Annotated in this window: 11 protein-coding genes; 5 read left to right on the top strand and 6 right to left on the bottom strand. The window is 65.4% G+C overall.

Annotated features, from left to right (window positions below; translation table 11 throughout):
• Nucleotides 1-64 precede the first annotated feature (64 nt).
• Genes C725_RS02155 through C725_RS02145 form a run of 3 tightly spaced genes read left to right on the top strand, consistent with a single transcriptional unit; the run spans nt 65 to nt 2,411 of the window.
• Nucleotides 65-610, top strand: coding sequence for a DUF1285 domain-containing protein (locus C725_RS02155; RefSeq protein WP_008599876.1), 546 nt, complete (start codon nt 65-67; stop codon nt 608-610).
• On the top strand, nt 607-1,212 hold the full coding sequence (locus C725_RS02150; protein WP_008599875.1) for a CoA pyrophosphatase: 606 nt from the start codon (nt 607-609) through the stop codon (nt 1,210-1,212). Before C725_RS02155 ends, C725_RS02150 begins: the two co-directional genes overlap by 4 nt.
• A complete protein-coding gene (locus tag C725_RS02145) occupies nt 1,209-2,411 on the top strand; it encodes a CCA tRNA nucleotidyltransferase (RefSeq protein WP_243442671.1) in 1,203 nt (400 codons plus the stop codon). Before C725_RS02150 ends, C725_RS02145 begins: the two co-directional genes overlap by 4 nt.
• A 23-nt stretch (nt 2,412-2,434) precedes the next feature.
• On the opposite strand, the gene C725_RS02140 is transcribed toward C725_RS02145, so the two are convergent.
• From C725_RS02140 to lepB, 6 genes are read right to left on the bottom strand one after another with little or no spacing between them, the layout of a single operon-like run.
• On the bottom strand, nt 2,435-4,168 hold the full coding sequence (locus tag C725_RS02140) for a putative bifunctional diguanylate cyclase/phosphodiesterase (protein ID WP_008599873.1): 1,734 nt from the start codon (nt 4,166-4,168) through the stop codon (nt 2,435-2,437).
• 36 nt (nt 4,169-4,204) lie between these two features.
• Complete coding sequence (gene parC / locus C725_RS02135; RefSeq protein WP_008599871.1) at nt 4,205-6,484, bottom strand: DNA topoisomerase IV subunit A; 2,280 nt, start codon at nt 6,482-6,484, stop codon at nt 4,205-4,207.
• Nucleotides 6,485-6,490: 6 nt separating this feature from the next.
• The gene (gene recO / locus C725_RS02130) at nt 6,491-7,225 is read right to left on the bottom strand and encodes a DNA repair protein RecO (protein WP_008599870.1); all 735 of its coding nucleotides are present in this window, start codon (nt 7,223-7,225) and stop codon (nt 6,491-6,493) included.
• Nucleotides 7,226-7,249: 24 nt separating this feature from the next.
• Nucleotides 7,250-8,140 carry a GTPase Era gene (era, locus tag C725_RS02125; protein WP_008599869.1) on the bottom strand — a complete coding sequence of 297 codons (891 nt, stop codon included), beginning with the start codon at nt 8,138-8,140 and terminating at the stop codon, nt 7,250-7,252.
• Nucleotides 8,137-8,829 (bottom strand): ribonuclease III, encoded by a 693-nt coding sequence (gene rnc, locus C725_RS02120; protein ID WP_008599868.1) that lies wholly within the window; start codon nt 8,827-8,829, stop codon nt 8,137-8,139. Before rnc ends, era begins: the two co-directional genes overlap by 4 nt.
• Nucleotides 8,826-9,671, bottom strand: a complete 846-nt coding sequence (gene lepB, locus C725_RS02115) for a signal peptidase I (protein ID WP_008599867.1) — start codon at nt 9,669-9,671, stop codon at nt 8,826-8,828. Before lepB ends, rnc begins: the two co-directional genes overlap by 4 nt.
• 105 nt (nt 9,672-9,776) lie before the next feature.
• Here lepB and pgi point away from each other — a divergent pair, with 105 nt between their 5' ends.
• The gene (gene pgi, locus C725_RS02110; protein WP_008599866.1) at nt 9,777-11,327 is read left to right on the top strand and encodes a glucose-6-phosphate isomerase; all 1,551 of its coding nucleotides are present in this window, start codon (nt 9,777-9,779) and stop codon (nt 11,325-11,327) included.
• A 117-nt stretch (nt 11,328-11,444) separates the two neighbouring features.
• Complete coding sequence (gene typA / locus C725_RS02105) at nt 11,445-13,274, top strand: translational GTPase TypA (RefSeq protein ID WP_008599865.1); 1,830 nt, start codon at nt 11,445-11,447, stop codon at nt 13,272-13,274.
• Nucleotides 13,275-13,363 lie beyond the last annotated feature (89 nt).

The following is a 13,363-nucleotide window of genomic DNA, read 5'->3' as shown; positions in this document are numbered from 1 at the left end:
GGATACTGATCTGACCTCTTACGATTGCGGCGCCCGCGGCCCCCTGAGTATAGGTTGGCGCATCATGAACAAAAGCCCCTCCCTTGCCGATATCGAATCCCTCCTCGCCGGAGAGCGCCGCCCGCCCGTGGAAAGCTGGCACCCCGAGCGGGAGGCGCGCATGGACCTCTGCATTGCGGCGGACGGGCGCTGGATCCACGAGGGCGGCGTCATCGAGCGCGAGGCGCTCGTGCGCCTGTTCGCCAGCATTCTGCGGCGTGAGGGCGAGCGCTATTTCCTGGTCACGCCGGTGGAAAAGCTGGAGATCGACGTCGAGGACGCGCCCTTCCAGGCCGTGGAGACGATCATCGAGGGGGAAGGGAAGGGGCGCCGCATCGCGCTTCGCACGAATGTCGGCGATCACGTTATCGTCGACGCGGCGCATCCGCTGCATGTCCGCGAGCGGGGCGGCGAGCCCGCGCCCTATGTGGAGGTGCGCGCGGGCCTGGAGGCCCGCATCGGCAGAGCGGTGTGGTACGAGCTGGCGGACCTTGCCATCGCCGAGGATGCCGACCCGCCGGGTCTGTGGTCCAGCGGAACCTTCTTCTCTCTTTCGGCGGAGGAGGCGTGACCGATCTGGACGCCGTTCGCTCGCGTCTTGGATCTTATGAGCCGGGGTCAATCCGAGGTCGACTGACGCAGGACGATTACGGCCCGGCGCGAGACAGCGGCGGGGCGGCGGATCTGAAGGCGGCGGCCGTGCTGATCCCGATCATCGCTCATGACACCGGGCCTGCGCTTCTGATGACGGTTCGCAATGCGCGGATGAAGCGGCATGCCGGCCAGGTGGCCTTTCCAGGCGGGCGCGCCGACCCGGGGGAGACGGCGGAGGAAACGGCACTGCGAGAGGCGCATGAGGAGGTCGACCTGCCGCCCGGCGCTGTCGAGGTGGTCGGCGCGATCGATCGCTACCGGACGGGAACCGGCTATCTGATCACGCCCGTCGTGGGTATCGTCCCGCCCGGCCTGCCGCTGACGCCGCACGAGGCGGAGGTTAGCGAAGTGTTCGAACTGCCGCTGGCGCACGCGCTCGACACCGCCAACCACATCGAAGACGCGGCCGAATGGAATGGGGCGCTGCGGCGCTATTACACCATCGACTGGCGGCCGCAGCGTGTCTGGGGGGCGACCGCCGGCATCATCGTCAACCTGGCGAGGATCCTGGGATCGTGACGCTATCGACGTTGCCGCCCCTTCGCTGGACCGGGCAGGCAGGCGGCCGCGTGCTGCTGCGCGCGCTCGATGCCGAAAGCGGCCGTACGCGGCTTGTCGGCGGGGCCGTGCGCGATGCGCTTGCCGGGCGTCCGGTCAGCGACGTCGACCTGGCCACCGAATTCGAACCGGAGGAGGTGATCGCGCGCCTGCAGGCGGCGGGGATCAAGGCGGTGCCGACCGGCCTGGCGCATGGAACGGTGACGGCCGTGGCCGACAGTCTGGTGGCGGAGGTGACGACGCTGCGCCGCGATGTGGAAACGAACGGACGGCATGCGGACGTGGCGTATACCAGCGACTGGCGGGAAGATGCGGCGCGGCGGGATTTCACCATCAATGCCATGAATGCCCGGCTGCCGGAGGGGGAGGTCGAGGATTATTTCGGCGGACTTGCCGATCTTGAGGCCGGCCGGGTGCGCTTCATCGGCGATCCCCTCGCGCGGATTGCGGAGGATCATCTGCGAATCCTGCGCTTCTTTCGCTTTCATCAGCGCTTCGGCGCCGGCGCGCCCGACGATGCCGCGATGGCGGCGTGCACGGCGCGTGCGAACGATCTGATGGCGCTGTCACGAGAACGCATCGCGATGGAACTGATGAAGATGCTGGCGGCCGAGGACCCGGCGGGGATCATGGCGCTGACCGTCGAGAACGGCATCTGGCGCCCCGTCATTCCCGAATTCGACGGCGCTGGGCTGGCGAGACTTCAGCGTCTCGTGCTGCGGGAAAAGCAAACGCACACGGCGCCCGATCCGGTCAGGCGCCTTGCGGCCCTGTTGCCTGCGGATGCGGACATCGCAGCGGGGGTCGCGCAGCGCCTGCGCCTGTCCAAAGTCCAGCGGCAGCGGCTCGTGGCGGCGGCCAGCATAGCGGGCGCCGGGCCGAACGTGCGCGTGAACGCGCATTTTCGTGGGTTGGAGACAGCCCTCGACTGGTTGCTTCTGGCAGAGAAGTGGCAGCCCGAGGCGGCGGGAACGCTTGCGAACTACCGCCCCCGAAAGCTGCCGGTATCCGGCAAGGACCTGATTGCACGCGGGCTGCAACCGGGACCGGAGGTCAGCCGGCGTTTGCAGGCGCTCGAGCGGGATTGGGCGGAATCCGGCTTTCCCGTCGATGACGCGGCGCTTGAAAGCCTGATCGAACGCGCTTTGCGGAACGATTAAGCCCGCCGAAGCCGCTCTGCGGACTAGCTGCTCTGGCCGAGCTTGGCGATCAGATCGGGTTCGGACAACGGGCGAGCGAAATAATAACCTTGGCCGATGTCGCAGCCGGCGGCGCGGATGGCGCGCATCTGCAACTCGGTCTCGATCCCCTCCGCTACCGTCGTCATGTGAAGCGCGCGGGAGAGGGAGAGAATGGCGTCGATGATGTTCTGGCTGTCCTCGCTGTCCAGCATGCCTGCGATGAAGCTCTGGTCGATCTTGAGGACATCGATCGGGAACGTCTGCAGATAGGCGAGCGACGAATAACCCGTGCCGAAATCGTCCATGGCAATCTTGCAGCCGAGCGCCTTCAGGCGGTGGAACACCTCCCGGACACGCTCGGGATCGCTGACGATGGCGCTTTCGGTCAGCTCAATCTTCAGGGCGCTGCCGGGCAGGCCGGCATTCGACAGTGCGTCGTGCACCGTGGCGACGATGTCATCCCGCTTCAACTGGACACCGGACACGTTGACGGCGATGTGCATGTCCGACGCGGCCTTGATCGTCTTGCGCCAATAGGCAAGGCGCTCGCAGGCGTGCCGCAGCGCGGCGCGGCCAAGCGGAACGATCAGTCCCGATTCCTCTGCAATGGGAATATAATCGCCGGGCGATACGAAGCCGCGCTCCGGATTGTGCCAGCGCGACAACGCCTCGACGCCGACGATCCGGCCGGTTTCCAGAGAGACGAGCGGCTGGTAGGCGAGGGTCAGTTCCTCCCGTTCGATGGCGCGGCGAAGTTCGGCTTCCATGTGAAAGAGGCCGATTTCGCGGCTGTGATCGCGCGCGACATATTTCTCGACGGCGTTGGCACCGGCGGATTTGGCGGATCGCAGCGCATAGTCGGCCTGGTGGATCAGTTCCTCGGCCGTCGTGCCGACCTCCTCGGCGATGGCGATGCCGATTGTGGCGCTGGCATAGACCTCGCCGCCGGACAGGGTGAAGGGGTCCTCCAGCCGCTGGTGAATGCGCTCGACGACTTCATTGGCGCCGGCCTCCGTGTTCACGGTCGGCAGCAGGATCGCGAATTCGTCGGCGCCGAGGCGGGCGACGCAGTCGCGATCGCGAACGCAGCCGGTCAGGCGGCGGGCGAGGGCGATCAGGAATTCGTCCCCCACGGTGGCCCCCAGGCTCTCGTTGATGCGCGTGAAGCGGTCGACGTTGAGAAGCAGGACGACGAGGCCCTTGCGACCGGCACGTTCCAGCTCCGTTTCCAGTTTTTCCATGAAGCTGAGGCGATTCGGTATGCCCGTCAGATCGTCGCTGAGCATCGTCTGGCGCAAATGCGCCTCTGCGTAGATTTCCGGCGAACGGTCGCGAACGCAAAGCACGGCCTGCTGGCCGCTGCGGGTCTTCTGAACGGCGACCTGCGCTGCGAAGTGCTGAATACCCGTTTGCGTCTGCACCGACCAGCTATGCTCGCCGCGAGCCGCCTGGCCGCCGGCGATGACCTCGGCGATCTGCTCGATCAGCGAGCCCTGATCGCAGAGCACCGAGATTTTTCGCGGCGAGACGCCGATCAGTCCCGGTGCCGCAATGCCCGACCATTCGTAGAAGAGGCGATTCGCCTGAACGCAGACCGGCTGATTGGCGCCGCCATGGCGGAAAACGGCAATACCCACGGGAAGCGTATCGAGAAGCTCGCTCGCGGTGGACACCGAGGCACCGCCCCCGGTCAGGGGCGCCTCGAAGGCCGGGTAGAATGACGCTGCAGACGACATACTGTCCCACCTGCCTCGCGTGTCCTTAAGATCGGGTTACGCTGACGATTCCGGTTCGCGGAAATAGGGCGCCTGACGGGGGAAGCCGTTCGGGGGCATGCGTCCGCTGCCGGCGCGGTCGCCGAGCCAGGGCGTCAGGTCCGTCTCGCTGCGGGTGCGTCCGCTCCCCCCGCCCATCGGCCAAACGAGGCCATCCTCCAGTCGAATCGCCGCGGCACCGGCCAGCCCGCCATCGCGGTAACGCTGCAGCATCACACCCTTGCCGCGCGCCATCTGCGGAATTTTTTCCAGCGGAAAGATGAGGAGCCGGCGATTGCTGCCGAGGATCGCAAGGTGATCCTTGTCGTTCGTGATCGGCAGCACGGCGCCAAGGCTCTCTCCCTCCCGAAAGGTCATGATCTGCCGCCCCTTTCGCGTTTCCGCGATCAGGTCGCCGGTGGCCACCATGAAGCCCCGCCCGTCGCTGGCGATCATCAGCACCCGCGGCGCTGCCGAGGACACGAACATCGTCTCGATGCCTGCGTCATTCTCGATATCGATCATGGCGCGCAGCGGCTCTCCAAATCCGCGGCCGCCGGGCAGGCGGTCGGCGCCGATGGTGAAGAACCGCCCGTCGGTGGACGCGACGAGAAGCTTGTCCGTCGTGGCGGCATGAAAGGCGCGCGCAAACCCGTCCCCTTCCTTGAACTTGACGCCGTCGAGGGCCGCAAGGTCGACATGGCCCTTCAACGCCCGCACCCAGCCGCGCTGCGACAGGATCACGGTCAACGGCTCTTTCTCGATCATGGCTTCCAGCGGAATGTCGCGTGTCGGCCCGGCTTCCTCGACCACGGTCCGGCGGCGATCGCCGAAGGTCTTCTTGAGATGCGTGAGATCGTCCTTCAGCCGGCTGCGCTGCATCTCCTCCGATCCCAGCAGCGCGCGAAGTTCCTCCCGCTCTGAACGAAGTTCGCTATCTTCATGACGCAGTTCCATTTCCTCAAGGCGGCGCAGAGAACGGAGCCGCATGTTGAGGATGGCCTCCGCCTGCCGGTCGTTCAGCTTGAACTCCGCGATCATCACCCCCTTCGGATCGTCCTCGGTGCGAATGATCTCGATGATCCGGTCGAGGTTCAAATAGGCGATCAGATAGCCGGCGACGAGCTCCAGCCGGTCCTCGATCTTGCCGAGCCGGTGCCGCGTACGCGCGCGCAGCATGTCGAACTGGAAGTCGAGCCAGGCGGCAAGCGCCTCCTTCAGGCTCATGACACGCGGGGTGCGGTCCTTGTCGAGAACGTTCAGATTAAGACTGAACCGGCTCTCCAAATCCGTTAATTTGAAAAGACTATCCTTCAGGATGTCGGGGTCCACATTGCGGCTTTTCGGTACGATGACGATGCGCGTATCCTCAGCGCTTTCGTCCCGCACATCGTCGAGGATCGGCAGCTTGCGATCGTTGATCAGCCCCGCGATCTGCTCGATCAGCTTGCCGCGCTGGACCTGGTACGGAATGTCCGTGATGACGAGCTGCCACATGCCGCTGCCCAGATCCTCGATCCCGGCCTCCCGCTTCGCCTCGTCCTTCTGCCCCTCCGCATAATAGCGCGCGCGAATGCGAAAGGAGCCGCGGCCGGTTTCGTAGGCGCGCCGGATCGTGTCCTCGCCCTCCGCCAGGACGCCGCCGGTCGGGAAGTCGGGGCCCTTGATCTTCTTCAGCAGCCGCGCGGTATCCGCATCGGGCCGGTCGATCAGGATCTTCGCGGCATCCGCGATCTCGCCGACATTGTGCGGCGGAATGCTGGTCGCCATGCCGACGGCGATGCCGGCCGCGCCATTGGCCAGAAGGTTGGGGAACAGGCCCGGGAAAACCTCCGGCTCCTCATCCTCACCATTGTAGGTTTCGCGGAACGTGACCGTACCCTGGTCGAGGCCGGACATCAGGGCCGTCGCCGCGGCGGTGAGGCGCGCCTCCGTATAACGCATGGCCGCCGCGCCATCGCCATCGACATTGCCGAAATTGCCCTGCCCGTCGACAAGGGGGTAACGCAGCGCGAAATTCTGTGCGAGGCGCACCATGGCGTCGTAGACGGCCTGGTCGCCATGCGGGTGATACTTACCGATCACATCGCCCACCACGCGGGCGCATTTCTTGAAGCCCGATCCCGGATCCAGCCGCAACAGCCGCATCGCCCACAGCAGACGACGGTGAACCGGCTTCAGACCGTCGCGTACATCGGGCAGCGAGCGAGCCGTGATGGTGGACAGCGCGTAGACGAGATAACGGTCGGACAGTTCCGTCGCGAAGGGACGGTCGATGATGGAGGCGTCTTCGAGCATAGCCTTCTAAAGCAGGCGCAGGAGCCGCGCGTCAATCTGATCGCGCAGCCGCGCCAGATCTTCGCGCCGGAAATCGGGGGCGAGGTCGCGCAGCAGGAAACGACGGGAAAGCGCGAGGGCGGCTTTCACATCGTCGCCCTTCACGGTGATGGCGGGGTCGGTGAGATAGGCGGGCAGCGGGAACAGCCGGGTTTCGTAACCGGCAGCGCCTGCGCGAGAAACCGCACGGCCGCTTTTCGGCGAAACGTAGACCAGATCATCCTGCGCGCCCGTCGCCGCACATGCGCTGAGGTCGAGGCGAAAGCCAAGCTCGCTGAGGAGTGCAAATTCGAGGTCGGCGAGCCGCCGGGCCGTGACGAGGGCCGCTCCGCCGGCGTCGAGCAATTCGGTGAACGCCGCCGCGCGGTCGTAAAGCGCGGGGTGTGGGTCGCTTTCGGGCAGAATGGCGGCAAGCACTGCCGTCATCCAGTTGAGGCAGGCGAGGGGGAAGGGATCGATCGCGATTCCGGCGCGGCTGCGTAGAAGCTCGAGCCGCACCTGCGCAAGCGCCCCCTCCCGGCGGGCATCGAACTGACCATGCAGAAGATTCCCCGGCGCCAGAACCGCACGCGACCGGCGCGATCGGCCGCCATGGACATAGGCGGGAACCACCCCATGCTCCCGCGTCAGGATGCGCACGACGGCGCCGTGTTCGCCGTGCGCGCGTGCAGAAAGGAGGAGCCCGGTATCGGCAAAGTGCATGCTGGTGCGGCAGCGGCGCTCCGCTCAGTCCATGTCGAGACCGAGCGCGGAGAGCACGTCCTTTCGTTCGGCCCAGTCGGGTTTCACCTTGACTGTCAGGAACAGGTGGATGCGCTGGCCGAACATGTCTTCGAGGTCGCCGCGAGAGGCGCTGCCGATCTGTTTGATCCGGCTGCCGCCCTTGCCGAGGACAATGCCCTTCTGGCTGTCGCGCTCGACATAGATCGTCTGATGGATGGTGATGCCGTTTTCGCCCTCTGTCCAGCTTTCGGTCTCGACGGCAGTGGCGTAGGGAAGCTCCTGATAAAGCTGAAGGAATATTTTCTCCCGCGTGATTTCGGCGGCGATCAGGCGGCTGGAGACGTCGGAAATCTGGTCGGCGGGGAAATGCCAGTTGCCGCGAGGCATGGCTGCCAGGAGAGTTGCCTTCAGATCCTCCATTCCGTCTCCGGTTTCGGCGGAAATCATAAAGGTTTCCGCAAAATCCCCACGCCTGTTGAGACGCTGTGTCAGGAGGAGCAGGTTCTGCTTGGGCGCGATGTCGACCTTCGTCAGGATCAGCATTTTCGGGGTCTTGTCCGATTCGAGGCTTTTCAGGATTTCCTCGACCTCGTCCGTCAGGCCGCGCTTCGAGTCCACGAGCATCAGGATCAGGTCGGCACCGCGCGTCCCCTCCCACGCGGTATGAACCATGGCGCGCTCGAGGGTCTTCTTCGGCGTGAAGATGCCCGGGGTGTCGATCAGAATCATCTGCGTCTCGTCCTCGACGGCCACGCCCATCAGGCGCGCACGCGTCGTCTGGACGCGCGGACTGACGATCGCGACCTTTTGGCCGACAAGCGTGTTGACGAGCGTTGACTTGCCGGCGTTCGGCGCCCCGATGACGGCAATGAAGCCGCAGCGTTCTTCGGTCATTTCGCGTTTTCCTGTTCAAGCATCTGGGTGGCCGCAGCCTTCTCGGCCTCCTGTTTCGAGGACCCTTCGCCGGCGCAGGGCGTCCGGCCCGGCAAGTGCACCTCGACCGTGAAACGGGGGGCATGCGGAGGGCCGTCCCGGCCCACGATCTGGTATTGAGGTATGGGAAGTTGGCGCTGCTGCGCCCATTCCTGCAGCGCGTTCTTGGGATTGCGCGGAGGCTCGGCGCCGCTCGCCAACTGGCTTTCCCAGGCGCGCATCACGAATTGCTGCGCTTCTTCGAAGCCGCCCTCCAGATAGAGCGCACCGATCAGCGCCTCGCAAACGTCGCCAAGCAGGTTCACGGACTTGTGGACGCCCGCCTGGCGCGCGGCCTCCTCCATGATGACATGTCGGCTGACACCGAGTTCGCGCGCGACCGCCGCACAGCTTTCCTTGTTGACGAGAACGCTGATGCGGCGGTTCATGTCGCCTTCCGACTCCCCGAAATGGGTGAAGAGATGGGCGGCCATGGCGAGGTTGAGGACGCGGTCGCCAAGAAATTCCAGCCGTTCGTAGCTGTGCGCCTTGCTTCGCTTGCCGCTGCTGTGCGTCAGCGCCTGATCAAGAAGGGTCGGATCCCGGAAATCATGGTCCAGCGCTTCGCGAGCCCATTGAAGACGCCGCTGGCGCCGCTCCTCCGCGGTCAATGAACCGCTCCCAGCCGCGCAAAGCGTATCGACGATACGAGAGATGCGGGTTCGCGCCAGTCGCCAGGCCCGGTGGAGGAAAAGAAAATCCAATCCGCACGGCCGACCACTGCGGCCAGCGGAACCATGCCGAAACCGCCATCCTTGCGCGGGAGGCGGCTGTCCTCGCTATTGTCGCGATTGTCCCCCATGACGAAGAGGTGGCCGGCGGGAACGATCGCTGCGGAAAACGTGTCGAGGGGGGCGGTGCCCTGCATGTCGACGATGCGTATCGTGCGGCCGCCGGGCAATGTCTCCTGATATTGCGCATAGTCGCAACTGTTCGGATCGCCCTCAAAGAGCCGCCCGCCTGTGCACGGCGTTGCCGGTGTCACGGCGAAACGGAAATTCTCGACTCGGCGGCGGGGCAGGGGCACATCGTCCACATAAACCGTTCCGTCACTCACCGCGACCGTCTCGCCCGGAAGGGCAATGACACGCTTGATGAAATGCTCGCCCGAGCCGAGCGGATCGACGAAGACCACGATGTCGCCTCGCTCCGGCAGCTTCGCGCCGATGCGCCCGGTTGGATGATTGCCGAGCTGGCCCGCTCCCCAAGGCAATGATGCCGCGCTGTAACCATAGGGATGCTTCGCGACGACGATATAGTCGTGCGGCAGAAGCGTGGGCATCATGGACGGGGAGGGAATGGAGAACGGCTCCGCAATCAGGGTTCGGACGGCCAGCGCCGCGAGAAGGGCGAGAGCCGCAATGCGTATCGCGGCAATCCAGGTGGAGGACGAACGGAGCGGGCGGTCGGCGCGCACTTCCGCGTACCGCGACGTTTTCTCCGTTTTCGCCATGCTTTGCGGCCTTTTCAGCGCGGCCTTCACCTGTCAAGCGCGGGTGCGGGCGATTGGGGATTACCTGTGCGGGCGGGTCCCCGCGGATCGAGGCAAGGAGGCACGATGAGCAGTATCGATGAGATCTGGAACCGGCTCGACACGGCGATGGAAACCGCGCTGTCGGAGCCGCTGGTCGCGAAATTCACCAGCGAACCCCAGCGCGCCGCCCGGCTGGGCGTCGATACGGCGGGCATACACTTCGACTTTGCGAAGACGCATCTGGATGCGGGGGTGGTGGATGCGTTTTGCGGGCTGGCCGATGCGGCCGAGTTCGACACCTGGCGCGAGAAGCTGCTGACGGGCAGCGAGATCAACCTGACGGAAACGCGCGCCGCCACGCATACGGCCGAGCGGGGAACGGGGAATGCGGCCGATGTCGCGGCGGCACGAGACGCCCGCGAGACGATGAAGGCGCTTTACGGGCGTGTGGCGGACGGTGCGTTCGGCGCGATCGATCGCGTCATCCATATCGGCATCGGCGGCTCCTTCCTAGGGCCGGCGCTGCTGATCGATGCTCTGCCGAAGACCGGCCCGGTGCCGGATGTGCGTATCGTCAGCAATATCGACGCGGTGGCGCTGGAACGCACGCTGCAGGGGGCCGACCCCGACCGGACGCTGGTCGTGACCGTCTCCAAGAGCTTCACGACGCTCGAGACCATGATGAATATGGAGAGCTGCCTGGCCGCCCTGGAGGAGATGGGCGGGACCGCCGTGCGCTCCCGCCTGGTCGCCGTGACCGCAGCGCCGGACAAGGCAGAGGGTTTCGGCGTCGATCCGCAGAACATCCTGCCGTTCGCGGAGACGGTCGGCGGTCGCTACTCGTTGTGGACGGGGGTCAGCCTGGCCGCGGCGCTGGCACTCGGCTGGGACGCATTCGAGGATGTGCTGGCCGGCGCGGCAGCGATGGACCGGCATTTCGCCGAAGCGCCGCTGGGCAAGAACGCGCCCGCCCTCGGAGCCATGATGGACCTCGGCTATTCCAGTCTCGTCGGGGCGGAAAGCCGCGCCGTCTTCGCCTATGACGAACGGCTGCGGCTGCTCCCCGACTTCCTGCAGCAGCTGGAAACGGAATCGAACGGCAAGCGCGTCGACCGGAACGGCCGTCCGCTGACCCGCGCCAGCTCGCCCATCGTATGGGGCGGAGTCGGCACGGACGCTCAGCATGCCGTTTTCCAGATGCTGCATCAGGGCACGCACCTCGTTCCGACAGAGTTTCTGGCCGTCGTCGCGCCCGGTCACGGCCTGGGCGGCGAGCATCACCGCCAGCTCCTCGCCAATTGCATCGCGCAAGGGGCGGCACTGATGCGCGGGCGCAGTTATGACGAGGCGATGAACGACGCGGGTGACAGCGCCATGGCGCAGGCGAAGACGTTCGAAGGCGGGCGTCCGTCGTCGACCATTCTTCTCGACCGTCTCGATGCGCGCACACTCGGAGCGCTGATCGCGTTCTACGAGCACCGCACGTTCAGTTTCGGGGCATTTCTGGGCATCAACAGCTTCGACCAGATGGGCGTCGAACTCGGCAAGGAGGTGGCCCGCACCATCGCTGGCGGCGACCTGGGCGACCTGGACGCATCCAGCCGCGATCTCCTGTCCCGCGCCGGCATCAGCTGAGCCTGTGCCCGCACCCGTTCTCGGCCGCTAAAGACGGTTGCCGAGACGGGGGCGCGGGGTTAAGGCGCGCGCCAAGCCAAAAACCCCGATTTCACCACCTATTCGAAAGACAGCCCCATGGCGCTTCGCAATGTGGCCATCATCGCGCACGTCGATCATGGCAAGACCACCCTCGTCGATGAACTGTTCAAGCAGTCCGGCACCTTCCGCGAGAACCAGCGCGTCGAAGAGCGCGCCATGGATTCCAACGATCTGGAAAAAGAACGCGGCATCACCATTCTGGCGAAGTGCACCAGCGTCGTTTGGCCCAACGCCGACGGCGAAGAGGTGCGCATCAATATCGTCGACACGCCGGGCCACGCCGACTTCGGCGCCGAGGTCGAGCGTATCCTGTCCATGGTGGACGGCGTCATCCTGCTGGTCGACGCAGCCGAGGGGCCGATGCCGCAGACGAAGTTCGTCACCGGCAAGGCCCTGGCGCTGGGCCTGAAGCCCATCGTCGTCGTTAACAAGATCGATCGCGGCGACGCGCGCCCGGACGAGGTTTTGGACGAGGTGTTCGAACTGTTCATGGCGCTCGATGCGAATGACGAGCAGCTCGATTTCCCGCACCTGTTCGCCAGCGGCCGCGGCGGTTTCGCCGGGGAAAGCCCCGATGTTCGCGAGGGCGACCTGCAGCCGCTGTTCCGGCTGATCGAAAGCCATGTCGGTGCACCGGACCTCGACGAAAGCGGCAAGTTCTCCATGCTGGCGACGCTGCTCGACCGGGACAATTTCCTGGGCCGCATCCTGACCGGGCGGATCGAGAGCGGCGTTCTGGAGGTCGGTATGCCGATCAAGGCGCTGGACGTGAACGGCAAGCAGGTCGAGGCGGGCCGCGCCACCAAGGTCTTCGCATTTCGCGGGCTGGAACGCACGCCGGTCGAGCGGGCGCAGGCAGGCGACATCGTTGCCATTGCCGGACTGAACGTCGCGACCGTTTCCAATACGCTTTGCGACCCGGCGGTGGACAAGCCTCTCGATGCGCAGCCGATCGATCCGCCGACGCTCAGCATGACATTCGCGGTCAATGACAGCCCCTTTGCCGGGCAGGACGGCGACAAGGTGCAGAGCCGCGTCATTCGCGACCGGCTGGAAAAGGAAGCGGAGGGCAATGTCGCCATCCGCATCACCGAATCCAACGAAAAGGACGCCTTCGAGGTGGCCGGGCGCGGCGAACTGCAGCTCGGCGTGCTGATCGAGACGATGCGCCGCGAGGGTTTCGAACTGTCGATCAGCCGTCCGCGCGTGCTCTTTCGCGAAGGTGAGGGCGGTCGCGAGGAACCCTATGAAACCGTCGTCGTCGACGTCGACGAGGAATTCTCCGGCACGGTCGTCGAGAAGATGGCGCTGCGCAAGGCAGAGATGACCGACATGCGTCCCTCCGGCGGCGGCAAGACGCGCCTCACCTTTTCCGCGCCCTCACGCGGGCTGATCGGCTATCATGGGGAGTTCCTGTCCGACACGCGCGGCACCGGTATCATGAACCGCGTCTTCGAGAAGTACGGACCCTATAAGGGGCAGATCACGGGCCGGCAGAACGGCGTTCTCATTTCCATGGAGAAGGGCGATGCGGTGCCCTATGCGCTGAACGCGCTGGAGGATCGTGGCATCCTGTTCATCTCGCCCGGAGACCCGCTCTATCAGGGCATGGTCATTGGCGAGAACGCAAAGCCGCAGGACCTGGAGGTCAATCCGCTGAAATCCAAGCAGCTGACCAATTTCCGCGCCAGCGGAAAGGACGAGGGTATCCGCCTGACGCCGCCCCGCCGCATGACGCTGGAACAGGCCATCGCCTATATTCAGGATGACGAGCTTGTGGAGGTAACGCCGAAGGCGATCCGTATCCGCAAGCGCTATCTCGATCCGCACGAGCGCAAGAAGGCCGCGCGGCGCGTGGAGGGTTGACCCTTTACGCGCCGGCTCGCTCAAACGGTGGCTGTGCGCGCTGGAATGGAGCTTTTCTGAAGCGCGGACGCTTCACCTGAGGGTGCGTC

The sequence above is a fragment of the Pacificimonas flava genome, assembly GCF_000342165.1.
GTDB lineage: Bacteria > Pseudomonadota > Alphaproteobacteria > Sphingomonadales > Sphingomonadaceae > Pacificimonas > Pacificimonas flava.
The sequence above is the reverse complement of the archived record's forward strand: the minus strand, read 5'-3'. Positions and strand labels throughout refer to the sequence as shown.

Coding starts and splice junctions, on each gene's coding strand:
- typA (WP_008599865.1), top strand. CDS start 11,445: ATGGCGCTTCGCAATGTGGCCATCATCGCGCACGTCGATCATGGCAAG.
- pgi (WP_008599866.1), top strand. CDS start 9,777: ATGAGCAGTATCGATGAGATCTGGAACCGGCTCGACACGGCGATGGAA.
- parC (WP_008599871.1), bottom strand. CDS start 6,484: ATGCTCGAAGACGCCTCCATCATCGACCGTCCCTTCGCGACGGAACTG.
- C725_RS02155 (WP_008599876.1), top strand. CDS start 65: ATGAACAAAAGCCCCTCCCTTGCCGATATCGAATCCCTCCTCGCCGGA.
- C725_RS02140 (WP_008599873.1), bottom strand. CDS start 4,168: ATGTCGTCTGCAGCGTCATTCTACCCGGCCTTCGAGGCGCCCCTGACC.
- recO (WP_008599870.1), bottom strand. CDS start 7,225: ATGCACTTTGCCGATACCGGGCTCCTCCTTTCTGCACGCGCGCACGGC.
- era (WP_008599869.1), bottom strand. CDS start 8,140: ATGACCGAAGAACGCTGCGGCTTCATTGCCGTCATCGGGGCGCCGAAC.
- lepB (WP_008599867.1), bottom strand. CDS start 9,671: ATGGCGAAAACGGAGAAAACGTCGCGGTACGCGGAAGTGCGCGCCGAC.